Origin of the sequence: Phreatobacter aquaticus (assembly GCF_005160265.1) — a bacterium.
Taxonomy (GTDB): domain Bacteria; phylum Pseudomonadota; class Alphaproteobacteria; order Rhizobiales; family Phreatobacteraceae; genus Phreatobacter; species Phreatobacter aquaticus.
The window spans coordinates 490,979-507,946 of record NZ_CP039865.1 but is presented as its reverse complement, the minus strand read 5'-3'; the positions used below and the strand labels follow the sequence as shown (position 1 = coordinate 507,946).

14 protein-coding genes are annotated in these 16,968 nt (G+C 67.4%); 7 read left to right on the top strand and 7 right to left on the bottom strand.

All coding sequences use genetic code 11. The features are described 5' to 3' along the window. Positions 1-38 precede the first annotated feature (38 nt). The 5 genes from E8L99_RS02240 to E8L99_RS02220 form a co-directional block, all read right to left on the bottom strand. Entirely contained in the window at positions 39-3,527 is a 3,489-nt protein-coding gene (locus E8L99_RS02240) for an indolepyruvate ferredoxin oxidoreductase family protein (protein ID WP_137101916.1), read from the bottom strand. A 255-nt stretch (positions 3,528-3,782) separates the two neighbouring features. Further along, on the bottom strand, positions 3,783-4,619 hold the full coding sequence (locus tag E8L99_RS02235; RefSeq protein WP_137098018.1) for an SAM-dependent methyltransferase: 837 nt from the start codon (positions 4,617-4,619) through the stop codon (positions 3,783-3,785). After that, the gene (locus E8L99_RS02230) at positions 4,616-5,692 is read right to left on the bottom strand and encodes a glycosyltransferase family 4 protein (RefSeq protein ID WP_137098017.1); all 1,077 of its coding nucleotides are present in this window, start codon (positions 5,690-5,692) and stop codon (positions 4,616-4,618) included. Before E8L99_RS02230 ends, E8L99_RS02235 begins: the two co-directional genes overlap by 4 nt. Continuing rightward, positions 5,689-6,090 carry a 6-pyruvoyl trahydropterin synthase family protein gene (locus tag E8L99_RS02225; RefSeq protein WP_137098016.1) on the bottom strand — a complete coding sequence of 134 codons (402 nt, stop codon included), beginning with the start codon at positions 6,088-6,090 and terminating at the stop codon, positions 5,689-5,691. Before E8L99_RS02225 ends, E8L99_RS02230 begins: the two co-directional genes overlap by 4 nt. Positions 6,091-6,102: 12 nt before the next feature. Then, complete coding sequence (locus E8L99_RS02220; RefSeq protein ID WP_168201525.1) at positions 6,103-7,080, bottom strand: zinc-dependent alcohol dehydrogenase; 978 nt, start codon at positions 7,078-7,080, stop codon at positions 6,103-6,105. 47 nt (positions 7,081-7,127) lie between these two features. Between E8L99_RS02220 and mdoH the strand changes: the two genes are divergently transcribed. The 5 genes from mdoH to E8L99_RS02195 all read left to right on the top strand — a co-directional run bounded on the left by mdoH (position 7,128) and on the right by E8L99_RS02195 (position 12,000). Next, the gene (mdoH, locus tag E8L99_RS02215) at positions 7,128-8,939 is read left to right on the top strand and encodes a glucans biosynthesis glucosyltransferase MdoH (RefSeq protein ID WP_137098015.1); all 1,812 of its coding nucleotides are present in this window, start codon (positions 7,128-7,130) and stop codon (positions 8,937-8,939) included. A 4-nt stretch (positions 8,940-8,943) separates the two neighbouring features. Beyond that, entirely contained in the window at positions 8,944-9,702 is a 759-nt protein-coding gene (locus E8L99_RS02210) for an FkbM family methyltransferase (RefSeq protein WP_137098014.1), read from the top strand. A 4-nt stretch (positions 9,703-9,706) separates the two neighbouring features. Then, positions 9,707-10,669 carry a hypothetical protein gene (locus E8L99_RS02205; RefSeq protein WP_137098013.1) on the top strand — a complete coding sequence of 321 codons (963 nt, stop codon included), beginning with the start codon at positions 9,707-9,709 and terminating at the stop codon, positions 10,667-10,669. A gap of 83 nt (positions 10,670-10,752) precedes the next feature. After that, positions 10,753-11,640, top strand: coding sequence for a UTP--glucose-1-phosphate uridylyltransferase (locus E8L99_RS02200; protein ID WP_137098012.1), 888 nt, complete (start codon positions 10,753-10,755; stop codon positions 11,638-11,640). 123 nt (positions 11,641-11,763) lie between these two features. Continuing rightward, complete coding sequence (locus E8L99_RS02195; protein WP_137098011.1) at positions 11,764-12,000, top strand: hypothetical protein; 237 nt, start codon at positions 11,764-11,766, stop codon at positions 11,998-12,000. Between the two features lie 304 nt (positions 12,001-12,304). On the opposite strand, the gene E8L99_RS02190 is transcribed toward E8L99_RS02195, so the two are convergent. Then, positions 12,305-12,550, bottom strand: coding sequence for a DUF1272 domain-containing protein (locus E8L99_RS02190; RefSeq protein WP_137098010.1), 246 nt, complete (start codon positions 12,548-12,550; stop codon positions 12,305-12,307). A gap of 52 nt (positions 12,551-12,602) precedes the next feature. Further along, positions 12,603-14,486, bottom strand: coding sequence for an outer membrane beta-barrel protein (locus E8L99_RS02185; protein ID WP_137098009.1), 1,884 nt, complete (start codon positions 14,484-14,486; stop codon positions 12,603-12,605). 617 nt (positions 14,487-15,103) lie between these two features. On the opposite strand from E8L99_RS02185, the gene E8L99_RS02180 reads away from it, so the two are divergent. Further along, complete coding sequence (locus E8L99_RS02180) at positions 15,104-16,081, top strand: KpsF/GutQ family sugar-phosphate isomerase (protein ID WP_137098008.1); 978 nt, start codon at positions 15,104-15,106, stop codon at positions 16,079-16,081. Beyond that, on the top strand, positions 16,078-16,950 hold the full coding sequence (locus E8L99_RS02175) for a DMT family transporter (protein ID WP_137098007.1): 873 nt from the start codon (positions 16,078-16,080) through the stop codon (positions 16,948-16,950). Before E8L99_RS02180 ends, E8L99_RS02175 begins: the two co-directional genes overlap by 4 nt. The last annotated feature ends 18 nt before the right edge of the window (positions 16,951-16,968 follow it).

The following is a 16,968-nucleotide window of genomic DNA, read 5'->3' as shown; positions in this document are numbered from 1 at the left end:
CGGCTCCTTCCGTTCCCGCCGACGCTTCAATCAGCCCCTCACTCTGCCGCTAGCTTGACGGCCGGCTTCGGACCCGACCGGAAATCGGCGAGCAGGGCCGCCTCTTCCTTCTTGGCGACGTCGAGGTGGCGCACCTTGACGTGGCCATAGCCGCGGATCTTCTCGGGGATCGAGGCGAGGCCCACGGCGAGAGCGTGGTTGTCGGGCGAGAGCTTGGCGACGATCTCGGCGATCAGCGTCTCGTAATCGGCGATCAGCTGCCGCTCGGTTTTCCGCTCGTGCGAATAGCCGAAGACGTCGAACGCGGTGCCGCGCAGGCCCTTCAACTTGGCCAGAACCTTGAGGCCGGACATCAGCCAGGGGCCGAAGCTCATCTTGCGGGGCAGGCCGGTATTGGGGTCGATTTTGGCGAGGATCGGCGGCGCCAGGTGGAACTCGAAGCGCAGGTCATTGCCGTCGAAGCTCTTCGCCACCTGCTTCAGGAACGCGCCGTCGGTGTAGAGCCGGGCGACCTCGTATTCGTCCTTGTAGGCCATCAGCTTGTAGAGATAGCGGGCGACGGCTTCGGTCAGCCCCTGCTTGCCCGGCGCCTTGTCGGCCTCCGCCTGCTGCACCTTGGCGACAAGGCCCGCATAGCGGTCGGCATAGGCCCTGTTCTGATAGGCCGTCAGATCCTTCACCCGGCGGGCGATGATCTCGTCGAGCGAGCCGGAGAGCTTCTCGATGCCGGTCGGTGCGGTGACCGGGGCTACCAGCGCTTCGACCGCGGCGCGGTCATGGGCGCAGATCCGGCCCCAGCGGAAGGCGGTGATGTTCATCTTCACCGCTTCGCCGTTGAGTTCGATCGCCCGCTCGATGGCGGCACCGGTCAGCGGCAGCGCGCCGATCTGGTAGGCATAGCCGACGAGGAACAGGTTGGTGGCGATCGAATTGCCCATCAGCGCGGTCGCAAGCCGTTGGGCATCGACGAGATGGGTCGTCTCGCGGCTTGAATGCGAGATGATCGCCCGCTTCAGCCGCTCCGAGGGCAGCGAGAAATTGGCATCGCGGGTGAATTGGCCGGGCAGCATCTCGTTGGTGTTCACCACCACCTTGGTGTCCGGCTTCATCGAGGCCAGCGCCTTCTTGCCGCCGGCGATCACGATGTCGCCGGAGAGCACGAGGTCGGCCGATCCAGCATGGACGCGGATGGAGTGGATCTCCTCCGGGGAGCGGGCGATCCGCATGTGGGAGAACACCTCGCCGCCCTTCTGCGCGAGGCCTGCCATGTCGATCAGGCCGACACCCTTCTTTTCCAGATGGCAGGCCATGCCGAGGATGGCGCCGACGGTGACGATGCCGGTGCCGCCAATGCCGGCGATCAGCACGTTGTAGGTGTGCGCGATCGAGGGAATGAGCGGCTCTGGCAGGCTGGAAATATCGGCGGTTGCCGCCAGCGCCTGGCCCTTCTTCGGCTGGGCGCCATGGACGGTGACGAAGCTCGGGCAGAAGCCCTTCACGCAGGAGAAGTCCTTGTTGCAGGACGACTGGTCGATGGTGCGCTTGCGACCGAACTCGGTCTCGACCGGCTGGATCGACACGCAGTTCGACTGAACGCCGCAATCGCCGCAGCCCTCGCAGACGGCCTCGTTGATGATCGCCCGCTTGACCGGGTCGGGGAAGGTGCCGCGCTTGCGGCGGCGGCGCTTCTCGGCGGCGCAGGTCTGGTCGTAGATCAGCACGGTCGTGCCGGGAATGGCGGCCAGTTCGCGCTGGATGGCGTCGAGGTCGTCGCGATGGTCGAAGCTGGTGCCGGTCGGAAATGAAATGCCGAGGCCGGCATATTTCTCCGGCTCGTCGGAGACGATGGCGATGCGCTCGACGCCCTCGGCGCGCACCTGGGCGGCGATCATGTCGACGGTCAGCCCGCCCTCATGGCGCTGGCCGCCGGTCATGGCGACGGCGTCGTTGAACAGGATCTTGTAGGTGATGTTGACCTTGGAGGCGACGGCGAAGCGGATCGCCAGATGGCCCGAATGGTTGTAGGTGCCGTCGCCAAGGTTCTGGAACACATGGCCGCGCTTGGAGAACGGCGCCTCGCCGACCCAGTTGGCGCCCTCGCCACCCATCTGGGTGTGGCCCTCGGTCGACCGGTCCATCCACAACGCCATGTAATGGCAGCCGATGCCGGCATAGGCGCGCATGCCCTCCGGCACGACGGTGGACGTGTTGTGCGGGCAGCCCGAGCAGAAATAGGGCACTCGGGTCGAGATCATCGGGGTGGTCTTGAGCGATTCCTGCGCCGCCTTCAGCCTGATGACATTGGCCGCGATCTCGTCGACCGGGCCGACATGTTTCAGGATGCGCTCGCCGATGCAGATGGCGACGTCGTTCGGGTCGAGCGCGCCGTGGACCGGGAACAGCCAATTGCCCTCCTCGTCCTTCTTGCCGATGACGACGGGCTGTTCGGCATTGCCGTAAAGCTCCTCGCGGACCTGGACCTCTATCAGCGAGCGCTTCTCCTCCACCACGATGCAGAGGTCGAGGCCGTGGACGAAGTCTCTGAGTTCGCCGGGATCGAGCGGCCAGGTGCAGCCGATCTTGAACAGGCGGATGCCGAGATCGTTGGCCTTCACCTCGTCGAGGCCGAGTTCATCCCAGGCCTGGCGGACGTCGAGATAGCTCTTGCCCGTGGTGATGATGCCGATCTTCGGCTTGCGCCCGCCCGCAGTGATGATGCGGTTGATCTTGTTCGCCTTGATGAAGGCGAGAGCCGCGCCGCGCTTGTACATGTGGAGCCGAAGCTCCTGCTCGTGGCGGTCGTCGCTCGGGCGGATCGACAGGCCGCCGGGCGGCATCTGGAACTCGTCCTCGGTGGGGATCACCACCTTCACGCGGTCGATCGAGCCGTCGATGACGCCGGTGGATTCCACCGTGTCCTTCATGCATTTCAGCGCGACCCAATTGCCGGAATAGCGCGACAGCGCCCAGCCATAGAGCCCGTAATCGAGGATTTCCTGCGCGCCGGCTGGATTGAGGATCGGCATCATCACGTCGACGAAGTGGAACTCCGACTGATGCGCGACAGTAGAGCTTTCGGCGGTGTGGTCATCGCCCATCAGGCAGAGCACGCCGCCGTTCGGCGAGGAGCCTGCGAGATTGGCGTGGCGGAACACGTCACCGGAGCGGTCGACGCCTGGACCCTTGCCGTACCAAACGCCGAAAACGCCGTCATACTTGCCTTCGCCTCGCATCTCGGCCTGCTGGGTGCCCCAGACAGCGGTCGCGGCAAGGTCCTCGTTGAGGCCGGCGGTGAAGATGATGTCGTTGGCCACCAGCTCGCGCTGGGCCTTGTAGAACTGCTGGTCGAGGCCGCCGAGCGGCGAGCCGCGATAACCGGAGACGAAGCCGCCGGTGTTGAGGCCGGCGAGGCGGTCGCGCTCCTTCTGCATGAGGGTGAGGCGGACGAGGGCCTGCGTGCCCGTGACGAAGATGCGCTTCTTGGTCAGGTCGAACTTGTCGCTGAGGGTCACCTCATCGAAGTTCAGGCTGTTGGGAAGGTCGGATGCGTGCGGCGGGACATCAGTCGGGGGAACAACCTTCGCCATCAACGGCCTCCTGCGCGTCGGGAAGCAGCCTTCAGGCGCCTCCGCATCGGCAAATGCTGTCATGATCAAAAGGCTAAGTCGATTTCATTCTAAACTGCGTCCACGCAAGGAGATTGCGTAAGGTGCTGAAAAATCGACTCTTCTTGCTGCAGTGCACAATGGACGACCGCGCCGCGAGAATGGGCAGAGGCGGCGTCAGGCGGGCAGGACGAACAGGTCTTCGTGGCCGACTTCGCAGGTGACGCCGGCCTGCCGGGCGGTCAGCCAGGCGGCGATATCGGCGCCCGGCACATTCCCGGTTTCGCCGACCGCGCCGGCAAAGCCGGTGACCAGTTCACGGGCCAGCTGGGCAAAGTCAGGGCCGAGGAGCCAGGGGCTCGGCGCGCGTTCGACACGGTAGCCCGCCCTGGCGAAAGCCTCCGCCATGGCGGCGGTGGCCCTGGGTCCTGCTGCCGGGCCGAAGCCCTTGTCGGTACCCTGATGGGCGTGGAAGGCGGCGAGCATCTGATCATCGACCGGATGGGGCGGCTGCCAGCGCTCCGTGCCGTCATAGGTCAGCACGGTGTAGAGCGGCAGACGGCGACGGGCGAGGTCGGCGACGAAACCGGCGATCCAGTCGACCGAGACGAGATCGAACAGGGCGGCGGCGGTGACGAGGTCGGTCGCGGGCTCCAGCACCCGGTCGAGGTCGCGGTTGAGGTCCGCCTGCACGAACCGGATCGAGATCGCCTTGGCGCCCTTGCGCAGCGCCAGGACCTCGCCGTCATTGCTGACATCGTCGGCCCAGGCGGCAAGGCGCTGCCGCGCAGCGGCGAGCAGATTAGGATCGTAGTCGACCAGCCGCCAGCGCTGGATGTCAGGCAGGGCGTCGAAGGTGCCGCGCAGATTGGAGCCGGCGCCGCAGCCGAGATCGACGACGTCGATGGTGGCGCGGCCGGCAAAGTGCCGGGCGACACTCGCCTTGAGGTCGCGAGAGCGGGCCGCGTGGTCGGCGGGCTCGCGCAGTGCCAGCCATTCCGGTGAAAAGCTCATGTCTCGGCTCCCCGATGCGATCCGCGCGCCGCCACGTCGCGGACGACGCCGGCAACGATCCGCGCGGTGTCGTCCCAGGCCGGCAAGGCCTGGCCAGATGTCCATGATGCGTGACGCAATTCGCGCCGGAGTTCGCCATCGCCCAGCGCGCGGCGGATCGCCATGGCGAGCGCCGGCGCATCGCCGGGCGGAACCTTGAGCGCCGCGCCGTCGGGCACGGTCTCGGCAGCCGCGCCTCCGGTGGTGGTGACGATCGCCAGGCCGCGCGCCATGGCTTCCGCCAGCACCATGCCATAGCCCTCGTAGAGCGAGGGCATGACGAAGAGATCGGCTTGCCGATAGAGCCCGGCGAGCTCGGCATCACTCACTGAGCCGGCGAAACGGATCCGGTCGCCAAGCCCGTGACGGTCGATCACTGCCCGCGCCGCGGCATAGGCCTCCGGGGCGCGGTCGGTCGCGCCCGCGATGACAGCGCGCCAGGAGAGGTTGCGGAGTTCGGCCAGCGCTTCGGCCAGCACGTCATAGCCCTTGCGTTGGGACACCGCGCCAACCGCCAGGATCACCGGTTCGGCGCCCCCCGATCCGGTTGCCCGTTCTGCGCGCTCGGTGCCAGGCTCCGCGACGCGGATATGGTCGGCCGGCACGGAATAGGTCTGGATCAGGCTGCGGCGGGTCGCGGGAGAGGTGACGATCACCGCCGCGGCGTGGTGAAGCGCAGCCTTCTCGCTCGCGACGAAGGCGGCCGCCTGGTCTGGCGTGAGACCGGTCTCATCGGCCAGCGGATGATGGACCAGGGCAATGATCCGGCATTTGAGCGAGGCGCAGATGCTTTCAGGGCAGGCGCCGAAGGCCAGCCCATCGACCACCAGCACGGTCTCCGCCGGAAGCGCGGTCAGGGCCGCCGCCGTTGCCAGAAGGTCCGGCTTGCCCGGAAACGGGAACGAGCCTGGCAATTGCAGATGCCGGAAGGTCACGCCATGGGCCGGCGCGCGCGCCAGCACCTCGCGGTCATAGCGATAGCCGCCGGTCGGCGTCGCGATGTCACCGGGAATGGCGAAGACCGCCTCGATCACGCAACCGATCCCTCATAGGTCGCGCGGGCGAGATCGTGTTCGTGGAGGGTGACGCGAATCTTCGCGAGGCCCTGGCCATCCACGCCGAGCGCGCCCGACTTGGCGGCGGCAGCGACGGCGTCAAAGACATATTTGCAGAGGAATTCGGTGGTGGTGAGCTGGCCCTTGAACTGCGGCAGGGTGTCGAGGTCCTGATAGGCCAGCGGCTTCAGCGTCTTCGAGAGAACGTCGAGCGCAGCCCCGATATCGACCACGACATTCTGCGGGGTGAGTGTCTCGCGGTAGAAGGCGACATCGACGACGAAGCTCGCGCCGTGCTTGCCCTGGGCCGGCCCAAAGAACGGGTCGGGCAGCGAATGGGCGATCATGATGCGGTCGCGGACTTCGACTGAGAACATGGGACGAGCCTTTCAGTAGCTGATGGCGGTCATCAGGCCCGGCGCACCGGGAGCGAGAATACGCGGCAGGGCTGCGGGAAGGTCGGCGAAAGCGACCTCCTCGGTGATCAGTTGGTCGAGGCGGTCGTCGGCGAGCAGCGCCACGGCCTTCTCCAGCCTGCGCTGATACGACCAGCGGGGCCGCCTGGATGTGGCGACCATGCCGACCTGCGAGGAGATGAGCTTCAGGCGCTTGGCATGGAAGCCGGCGCCGAGCGGCACGGAGGGGTCCTGGTCGCCGAACCACGACAGCTCGACCACGGTCGCCTCGTCGCCGCAGCAGGCGAGCGCGCAGGCGAGACCCGCCGAGGTCGCGGAGGCGTGGAAGGCGACATCGACATCGCCGGGGCCGTCGAGCGGCTTCTGGAAGCGCACGCCGAACAGGTCGGCATAGGTCTTCCGGCTCTGATCGAGATCGACCAGCGTGACATCGGTGCCGGGGATCTGGGAGACGATGAAGGTGACGAGCAGGCCCAGCACGCCGCCGCCGACCACCACGATGCGGTCGCCGGGCCCTGCGCCGGAATCCCAGACCGCGTTGAGGGCGGTTTCCATATTGGCGGCGAGAATGGCGCGTTTCGCCGGAATGCCGTCCGGTATAGCCACGACCGACAGGCGGTCGGTTGGCACGATCTGACGATCCTGATGGGGGGCGAGGGTGAACACGGTTTTGCCGACCATGGCCTCGGGGCCGGCCTCGACCGTGCCGACGGCGCAATAGCCGTACTTCACGGGGAAGGGGAATTCGCCGGCCTGGAGCGGGCAGCGCATGCGGTCGCGCTCCGGTGCTGCGACAAGTCCGTCGAATACGAGGCGTTCCGTCCCGCGGCTGACACCGCTATAGAGCATGGATATCAGCGCCTCGGATCCGGTGCGCTCGCTCAAGAGTTCGTCTCGCAGCTCCACGTGGCGGCGCGATGCGTACCAGAGCGCGCGGGCGGCCAGGGCCATGTCATTTCTCCTGTACGCCGCCCCGAGAGGGCGACGGAGGCTTCTCGATGAACGATCAGACCCCGGTCGAGACCAAGGGACCCGCAGCCGGCGCCGACTGGGCGTCGGGCCAAGGCTCTACGACGCCGGCGGGTCTCCAGTCCATGGCGGAGTTGCGCAACCGGCGGATCATCGTCGTGGTGCTCAATGTCGCCACCTGGTTCCTGCTCAATTATGCCGCCTGGTCGATCCTGTCGGCCGGCGGCTGGACGCTCGTCGATATGGTGCTGGCGACCGCCTTTGCGGTCGCCACGCCCTGGACGGTGCTGGGCTTCTGGAACGCGCTGATCGGTCTCTGGTTGCTGCACGGCGTCGATGACGGGTTCAAGCAGGTGGCGCCCTTCGCCGAAGCCGGCGAGACGGACACGCCGATCACCATCCGCACCGCCGTGTTCATGACGCTGCGCAACGAGGATCCGGCACGCGCGCTGCATCGCCTCAAGGTGATGAAGCAGAGCCTGGATGCGACTGGCCAGGGCGACCGCTTCGACTATTTCATCCTCTCCGACACCAATGATGCGGATGTCGCGATCGAGGAGGAGAACCTCGCCGAGGCCTTCTCCAACGAGGCGGGGCCTGGCCGTGTGGTCTATCGCCGGCGCACCGACAATGCGGGCTTCAAGGCCGGCAATGTCCGCGAGTTCTGCGACCGCTGGGGCTCGCGCTACGAGCTGATGCTGCCGCTCGATGCCGACAGCCTGATGGCGGGCCGGACCATCGTCCGGCATGTGCGCATGATGCAGGCCTATCCAAAGATCGGCATCCTGCAGAGCCTGGTCGTCGGCATGCCGTCGAACTCGGCCTTTGCCCGCATGTTCCAGTTCGGCATGCGCCAGGGCATGCGCTCCTACACGATGGGGCAGGCCTGGTGGGTCGGCGAGTGCGGCCCGTTCTGGGGCCACAATGCGCTGGTGCGCATCAAGCCCTTCGTCGACCATTGCGCGCTGCCGCTGCTCGAAGGCCCGCCGCCCTTCGGTGGGCATGTGCTGTCGCATGACCAGGTGGAAGCGACCTTCATGCGCCGCGCAGGCTACGAGGTGCGCGTGCTGCCCGAGGAGGGCGGCTCCTGGGAGGAGAACCCGCCGACCATCCTGGAATTCTCGCGCCGTGACGTCCGCTGGTGCCAGGGCAACATGCAATATGTGAAGCTCCTGGATCAGCCCGAGCTCTTCCCCATGAGCCGGTTCCAGCTGATCTGGGCGATCCTGATGTTTGTCGGCGTGCCCGCCTGGACGCTGATGATCGCGCTGTCGCCGTTCCTCGTCTGGCACGAGCCGACGCGGGCGACCTTCCCCGTCGGCCTCGGCATTGCCACCTATCTCGCCTTCTTCGCCATGTATCTGATGCCGAAGATCGCGGGCTTCACCGATATCCTGATCACGGAGGGCGCCGCCGCGCGCTATGGCGGGCGGGCGAAATTCCTGCTCGCCGCAGCCATCGAGCTCTTTTTCTCGTTCCTCGTCGGCGCGCTCACCTCGTTCCGCATCACCGTGTTCATGGTGGGTCTCGCCTTCGGCAAGTCGGTGACCTGGGGCGGCCAGCAGCGCGACGCCATGGCGCTCACCTGGGACGAGGCCTGGGCGGCGTTCTGGCCGCAGATGGCCTTCGGCTTCGCGGTGGTCGGCCTGTTGTGGCTCGGCGCACCGGCGGCGGCCTGGTGGTCGCTGCCGCTGACGCTCGGCTTCCTCGTGGCGATCCCGTTCGCGGTCATCACCGCCTCGCCGAAGCTCGGGCAGATGTTCGTGCGCAACCGGCTCTGCGGCATTCCGGAAGAGTTCGAGACGCCGGACGAGATCGCCGCTGCACGGACAGGAGCCTGAGGCCATGACCACCGAGCAGCGGATTGCCGAGATGGTGGCGGTTGCCCGCTCGGTCGTGACCTATCATGGCGACGGCGCCAAGAATGCCGCGATGGACCGGCTCTATGGCACGATCCTCAAGCCCGGCGACCTCGCCTTCGATATCGGCAGCCATGTCGGCGACCGGGTCGCGAGCTTCCGCAGACTGGGTGCAAGAGTGGTGGCGCTGGAGCCGCAGCCCGGACCGGCCGGCGTGATCCGGCAGATCTTCGCGGACGATGATGGCGTGACGCTGATCGAGGCCGCCTGCGGCCCCGCAGAGGGCTCGGTCACGCTCAGGGTCAACAGTGCCAATCCCACCGTGACCACGGCTTCCGCCGATTTCGTCGCCTCGGCCGCCGATGCCGACGGATGGCGCGAACAGGTCTGGGACCGCGAGATCGTCGTGCCCTGCCTCACCCTTGATCGCCTCATCGCCGATCACGGCCGGCCGGCCTTCGTGAAGATCGATGTCGAGGGCTTCGAGGCCGATGTGCTTGCGGGGCTGTCGCAGGCGCTGCCGGCCTTGTCCTTCGAGTTCACCACCATCCAGCGCGACGTGGCGCTGGCCTGTCTCGATCGCCTGGCGGCGCTCGGGACCTATGGCTTCGATGTGGCGCTCGGTGAGAGCCAAACCCTGACCTTCGGTCGGCTGGTATCGGCGACCGAGATGGCCGACCATCTGATGGCTCTGCCGCACGACGCCAATTCCGGCGATGTCTACGCGTTCCTGCAAAAGGCCTGAGACCATGCGCCTGTTCGCCACCCTCGCCGCCGTGCTGTGGACAACGGCTGTCGGCGCGGCATCGCTCGACGGCCTGCCGGTCCAGATCACCAATGCCTCCGAGCCGGTGCTCTGCGCGGAGAAGGACAACATCACGCTGAACATGGCGAATGGCGCCGTCCGCGCGTTCCGCATCGAGGCGGCTCACCCCGCCTATATCGGCGCGCTCTCCATCGACCGTTTCGCGCCCGACTGGACGGCCTGCCCGATGAAGGCCGAGGCACTGGCCCAGCCCATGCCGCAGCGCATCACGCTCTACGAGACGGTGGAGTGGCAGGTCATCGGCTATCGCGAACAGGGCTTCTGGCGCTCGTCGGATACTGTGGTGAAAGTGGGCGAGCGCACCGAGCGCAATCTCCACCTGATCCAGATCTGGTACCGCTTCCAGGACCGCGCCGAGGAGGTGCTCGTCGTCTATCCGCAGGACGGCTATTGGCGCGCCCGGCCGCTGCCGCCATCCAACCTGCGCTGGACGGCCTATGGCTCGTCCTTCCTGATCGGCCCGGTGGTGGTCGAGGGCCGTCCCATCGTCAAGATCAGCCAGATCGCCTTCGATCCCGAGACCAAGACCTTCACGCTCACCTATCCCGACGGCAATTCGGCGACGGTGCGCCTATCCACGCTCAATCAGGAATTGCTCGGCCTCGATGTCACCTTCGCACGGCCGATCACCACTGGCCCCTTCGCGGCGTTGCGCTCGATGTATGTCACCGAGTTCAATGCCGATGTCGCCCGCATCGCCGTGCGTGAGAAGGATGCGGCCGGCTGGCGCGAGGAGCCGGTCATGGGGTTCAAGCGGGCGGAGGCGACCGATCTCTGGGCCGGGCGCCTCGTGCCTTCGCGCCACAACACATCGGCTCCCGACATGGTGTTCAACGCCTTCCGCCCCGACCCGCCGGCCGCAGCCCCTGCGGCAATCCAGCGGTGAAACGGAAACGCTCACCGAGCGTTCAGAATTGATGCCGTAAGAAACGCAACATATTCGCTCCTTCCTGGTGAGGTTCGTCTTCCATGGTCCGTCGTATTCGCAAGGCCGTCTTCCCAGTTGCCGGTCTCGGCACGCGTTTCCTTCCCGCCACCAAGGCCATTCCGAAGGAAATGCTGACGGTGGTTGACCGTCCGGTGATCCAGCATGTGGTGGACGAGGCCCGCGAGGCGGGGATCGAGCATTTCGTCTTCGTCACCGGCCGCAACAAGCAGGTGATCGAGGATCATTTCGACAAGTCCTACGAACTCGACTCCACGCTGGCGCTGCGCGGCAAGACCGCCATGCTCGACGAGCTGAAGCGCGACCTTCCCGATGCGGGCGCGACCTCCTTCACCCGCCAGCAGGAGCCGCTAGGCCTCGGTCATGCGGTGTGGTGCGCGCGCGACATCATCGGCGACGAGCCCTTCGCCCTGCTGCTGCCCGACATGCTGCATCTCGCCAAGGCCGGCGCCAAGGGCTGCATCGGCGAGATGATCGAGGCGTATAATTCGACCGGCGGCAATTACATTGCCGGCTATGAGGTGCCCGACAGCGAGACCCATCAATACGGCATCATCGGCAAGGGCAAGGCCGCCGCCGGCGGGGCCTACGAGATCGGCGAGATGGTGGAGAAGCCGCCGAAGGGCACGGCGCCGTCGAACATCGCGATTTCCGGGCGCTACATCCTGCAGCCGGAGATCTTCAAGATCCTCGAGACGCAGGAGCGTGGCGCCGGCGGCGAGATCCAGCTGACCGACGGCATGCTGAAGCTGAAGGAGCGCCAGCAATTCTTCGGCTTCACCTTCAACGGCGAGATCCACGATACCGGCACCAAGATCGGCTTCCTCACCGCCAATATCGCCTATGCGATGCGCCGGCCGGATCTCTCGGCGGCGCTGGCCGCCGAACTCGCCAAGATTGCCAAGGGCTAAGGTTCGCCAAGGGCTGAGTTTCGCAAAGGGCTGAAGCGGGCGGAACCCTCCGCCGCTTCGGACGTTAAGCCGGGCGCGCGCTGTGATGTCACGCGCGCGCCTCGCAACGTTCCGGAGAACCCCTTGGCCGTCATCCCCCTGATCATCTATGCGGCCCAGCTCGCGGTCGCCTGCATCATCCTGTTCTACGTGATCGAGATGATCACGATGCCGGCCAACATGAAGCGGATCTGCCAGGCGCTGATCGTGCTGATCGCGGTCCTGTCGGTGCTCGGCGCACTGATCGGGCCGGGGCCGACAATGGCGCGTGTCGGTCCGTTGAACCCTATGACACCCGCGACGCCCAGCATCATCCGGTGAGGCGACGGGGTGGTCTGCTCCTAAAGGATCGGCCCCAACCCTGACCGCACAACCTTCCCGCCGCCACGATCGTCATCCCCGGCGACCGAGGCGAAGCCGAGGGAGGGAAGGGGATCCAGGGGCCAAGAGGCGAATCCTGCCATAGGCTATAGACCCGGCGATGGATGGTAGATGGTAAGGCCCGGGCCCGTGGCTCCTGGCCCCCCTTCCCTCGCTTCGCTTGCCGGGGGCTGCCGTCGGTGTCGGGTAGGAAGATCGAGCCCGGCGGTGAGAGAGGCTCGCGCCCTACCGGCAGCGGAGGGCCTCACCCCGCGCAGGCGGCGTGGGTCTTCACCTTGCGCTCGGTCGAGGCCGGGAAGCGCTCAAGCTTGGCCGCCGGGCGGATCGGCCGGCGCACCAGTTCGCCGCCGCAGTTCGGGCACGCACCTTCGAAACGCGTCTCGGCGCAATCCCGGCAGAACGTGCACTCGAACGTGCAGATCATCGCGTCCCGGCTCTCCGGCGGCAGGTCGCGGTCGCAGCATTCGCAATTGGGGCGCAAAGCCAGCATGACGGTCTCCCTGAAAGCGTGTTTGCGAGGCTGACCGAGGTCGCCGCCGCCGTCAACGCATCAGGCGCAGGCCGAGCAGGAAGACATTGGCGCTGTAGCCCGAGCCCGACGTGTTGGAGAACAGCTGCTCGCGCCGGACCTCGCCGCGGATCTGCAGCATGCGGTTGGCCTTGTAGACGACGCCCAGCGATGCAACGAGCCGCTGGTCCTGCCGGGTCGTGCCGGCATAGAGATCATTGCCATAGGCGAGCTTGGCCGTGCCGATCAGCCAGCGCCGGAACGCATGTTCCAGCTCCACCGAGACATCGCGCCGCTGGATGCCGGCGGCGCCGGTGGTGAAGCTCTCGTCGACGGTGGATTTCGCCACGAAGCGCACGGTGGTCAGGCCGGTCGGCGTCCAGGTCAGCGCGGCATCGAAGACCGGCATGCGGATTTCGCGGAGCGTCGGATCGACGTCGCGGCGCACCAGATAGCCGGCCGAGATCTCGCCGGTGACGAGCCGTGTCAGCTCGAAGGTGGAGCCGACGCGGAAGGTCTGCGCCGTCGAGCCCTGGAGATAGCCGGAGGTGGCGAGCAGTGTGTCGAACACCCGGCGCTCGACGCCCGCCTCGACAAAGGGGCGCATGCCGGGGGTCAGTTCATAGGAGGCTCGGAGGCGGCCGCCATAGGCGTTGTAATTGCGCTCGCCCTGCTGGATCACCGTGCCGTTCTGGGTGACGGCATCGTCATAGGTGTAGCGGTCGAGGGTGCCGCGCAGTGTCAGCTGCAGGCGGTTGATGTCCTGCACCACGCCGACCGTGCCGCCATATTGGCGCACCAGCGGCAGCCCGCTGAGCGATGTGCCCGCGGCGGAGGGCAGGTTGGACGAGCCGGGCGACTGGGCCGTCAGATTGTAGCGAGCCTCGGTCTCGATGCGCGTGTCGCGGGTCACGTCGATCCGGCCATTGGCGACCATGGCGAGTTCCGGGCGGTTGACATCCGGCGTCGAGAAATAGGCCGAGTAGGTGCCGCGGATGCGGGCGGTCAGTTCGTGGCGCGACCAGTCGGACTTGGCACTGACCTCGCCATAGGTCTGGTTATAGGCCGAGCCCTGGATCGCCGTGCTGACGCGCCTCGAATTGGAATCATAGCCGAGCACGCTGTCGAGCACCGGCGTGACCACGAAGGAGCCGAGCCTGAGCCCGATGGGCGTGAAGGCGTCGGTCTCCGGCTGCGGCCGGCGGTCATAGGAAATGACCTCGCCGGTGCGCGGGTCGATGACCGTGTTGCGGCCGAGCGGATTGGCATTGGGGAGCACGCGGCCGTTGATGGGCTGCACGCGGTCGGTGACGATCGGCACGTCGGCCGGGCGTGGCGGCTGGTTGGGCGTGGCAATGCCGCGCGTGCCCGCCTGCAGGGCGCGCTGGTCCTCGCGGGAGATTGAAAGCTGTGCCCCCGTGCGCGGCGCCCGGCTCGCCGGTGTGGCGAGGCGCTGGGTCGTCGAGGCGGGCGCAGCGCCTGTCGGGCGGGGCAGGCGGCCAGTGCGGCGGTTGGCCATCGGAGCCGGCCGCGAGGACAGCTGGCGGGCCGGCGGCGTCACAGCGGCGGGGGCTGCGACACCGGCATTGGGGGTGAGCGGTGCCGCTTGCCGGGGCTGTTCCTGCCAGGGCGCGCGCCGCGACTGAGCGCGCAGGCGGTCGCGCTGGGCGCCGACCGTGCGCGAGGCATTGGGTTCGGTGGCCGGCGCCTCGCCGGTGCCCCTGAGGCCAGCGGCCTCGGCATCGTTCTGCGGCTGGCCCGGTTGCTCCGAGCGCTCGATTGGACCGAGGCCCTGCCAGCCCTGGTCGCGGCGGTTGTCGTCGGCGGGCTGCGCGCCGGGCGCGGGCTGGTTCTGCCGCTGGAACTGGGCGTGCGCCGTCGGGCCCGCCCAGACGAGGACGAGCGCGAGAGTGCTCACAGCCGTGAGGCGGGAGACGGCGCGACCCAACGAAGACCCTTCCCGGCAGACTTCCTCAACAAGAAGTAAAGAGCCGTGGTTAATGTTGTGTTGATGGGGCCGGGAATGCGGCACGGGTCTCGCTGGATCGAAGCGCGATGGTTGGAGCCGGCGCAAACCTTCACCTCTCCCCGTGGGGGAGAGGTCGACCGAGGCGAAGCCGAGGGCGGGTGAGGGGTCTCGTGCTCTCAGCCGTGACAGCTCGCCCCCTCACCCGTCGCCTTTCAGGCGCCGACCTCTCCCCCACGGGGAGAGGTGAAGCGCGCGCCGGTGGCGAGTGCGGCGTGGGCGAGTACCCTTGCCATGGGAATGGCGTATTGGTCTCGCATCATGATGTGGTCGTTCCGGACCGGCTTAGGCATTCCATTTTTTGCCGATATGCTTCCGTCCGGACCGACAGTCGGTCTTCGAAACCCATACGCGGCCTGGGGTTTCGTGTCGGACAGAGGCCTCTCTCCTGTTCCACGACGGCTCCGGATCGGGCCAGCCCGCAGCCCTGCGGATGGCTGCCCGGACGCGACAGGGCTGCGCGGGCGTGGTAGAGCGGCGCCCATCCCCACCAGCCCGGACCCACTGCCATTCCCACCGATCCCCATCCGATCCTCGGCTCGGCCCTGAACACGCTCGCTGTCGAGACCGCGGGCCTCGTGGCGCTGCAGGCAGCGCTGGCCAATGGGCTTGGGCCCGCCTTCGTCGCGGCCGTGCGCCTGCTCGCCCAGGCCAAGGGCCGTGTCATCGTCACCGGCATGGGCAAGTCCGGCCATGTCGGGCGCAAGATCGCGGCAACGCTGGCTTCCACCGGCACGCCGGCCTTCTTCGTCCATCCGGGCGAAGCCAGCCACGGCGACCTCGGCATGGTTACCCCCGAAGACGCGATCCTGGCGCTGTCCTGGTCGGGCGAGACGGCCGAACTGCGCGATCTCGTCGCCTTCTCGCGGCGCTTCGGCGTCGGTCTGGTGGCGATCACCTCGGCTGCCGACTCAGCCCTCGGCAAGGCTGCCGACGTGGTGCTCGACCTGCCGAAGGCCGAGGAGGCCTGCCCCAACGGCCTGGCGCCGACCACCTCCACGCTGATGCAGCTCGCCATCGGCGATGCGCTGGCGGTGGCGCTGCTCGAGGAGCGCGGCTTCACAGCCGCCGACTTCCGTACCTTCCATCCCGGCGGCAAGCTCGGCGCGCTGCTCGCCCAGGTGCGTGATGTCATGCACAAGGATGCCGCCATGCCGCTGCAGCCGGTGGGCACGCCGATGGCCAGCGTGATCCTCGAGATGTCGGCCAAGGGCTTCGGCTGCTGCGGCGTGGTGGATGCCGAGGGACGGCTCGCCGGCATCGTCACCGACGGCGACCTCCGCCGCCACATGACCTCCGATCTGCTGGCCATGGCCGTCGAGGATGTGATGACCCGGGCGCCCAAGACCGCGCGGCCCGAGCAGCTGGCGAGCGAGGCGCTGGACCTCGTCAACCGCACCAAGATCACCACGCTCTTCGCGGTCGAGGATGGCCGCCCCGTCGGCATCCTGCACGTCCACGATCTGTTGCGCGCAGGCGTCGCGTGAGCGATCCCGCCCGGCGCCAGGCCCGCCTCGGCATGGCGTCGATGACGCTCGCCATGGCGCTGTTCTCGATCAACGACGCCTTCGTGAAGGCGGTGGCGAGCGACCTGCCGGTGGCGCAGATCATGGGCGTGCGCGGGGTCTTCGCGACGCTGGGTGTGCTGGCCTATCTCGCCATCGCGCGGCCCGCCGGTGCCTTTGCCGGTCTGATGCATCCGTTGGTCACGGTGCGGTCGCTGGCCGAGACGCTCGCCATCGTCTGCCTGATCATGGCCTTCGCGCGGATCCCCATCGGCGATGCCACGGCGATCTCGCAATCGGTGCCGCTGGTGCTGCTGCCGGCGGCGGCGATCTTCCTCAAGGAGAAGATCGCGCCGGTGCAATGGCTGCTGGTGGTGCTCGGCTTCCTTGGCGTCGTCCTGATCGCCAAGCCGTTCTCCGGCGGGTTCGATCCGGCGATCGGGCTTGCCATCATCACGGCGATTCTCTTCGCCTTCCGCGATCTCACGGCGCGCCAGATGCCTGCGACCGTCTCGTCGAGCGCGGTGACCCTGTCGACGGTTGCGGTGGTGATGATCGCGGCTGGCACCTTCGCGCTGGTGCGCGGCCTCGTGCCGATGACCGCGACCCAGATCGGCATGCTGGCCATTGCCGGGCTGCTGCTCGCCTGGGGCCAGGCCGCGGTGATCCTGGCGTTCAGGCTGGCAAGCGTCGCCGATGCGGGGCCGTTCAACTACACCAAGACGGCCTTTGCCCTGGTCGTCGGGATCGTCGCCTTCGGCGAATGGCCGGACCTGTTCAGCATCACCGGCGGCGTGCTGGTGGTTGTATCGGGGCTTGCGATCGCGCTGGGCCTCGGGCGGCGCGCCTAGGGTTCATCCCGCGTTCAG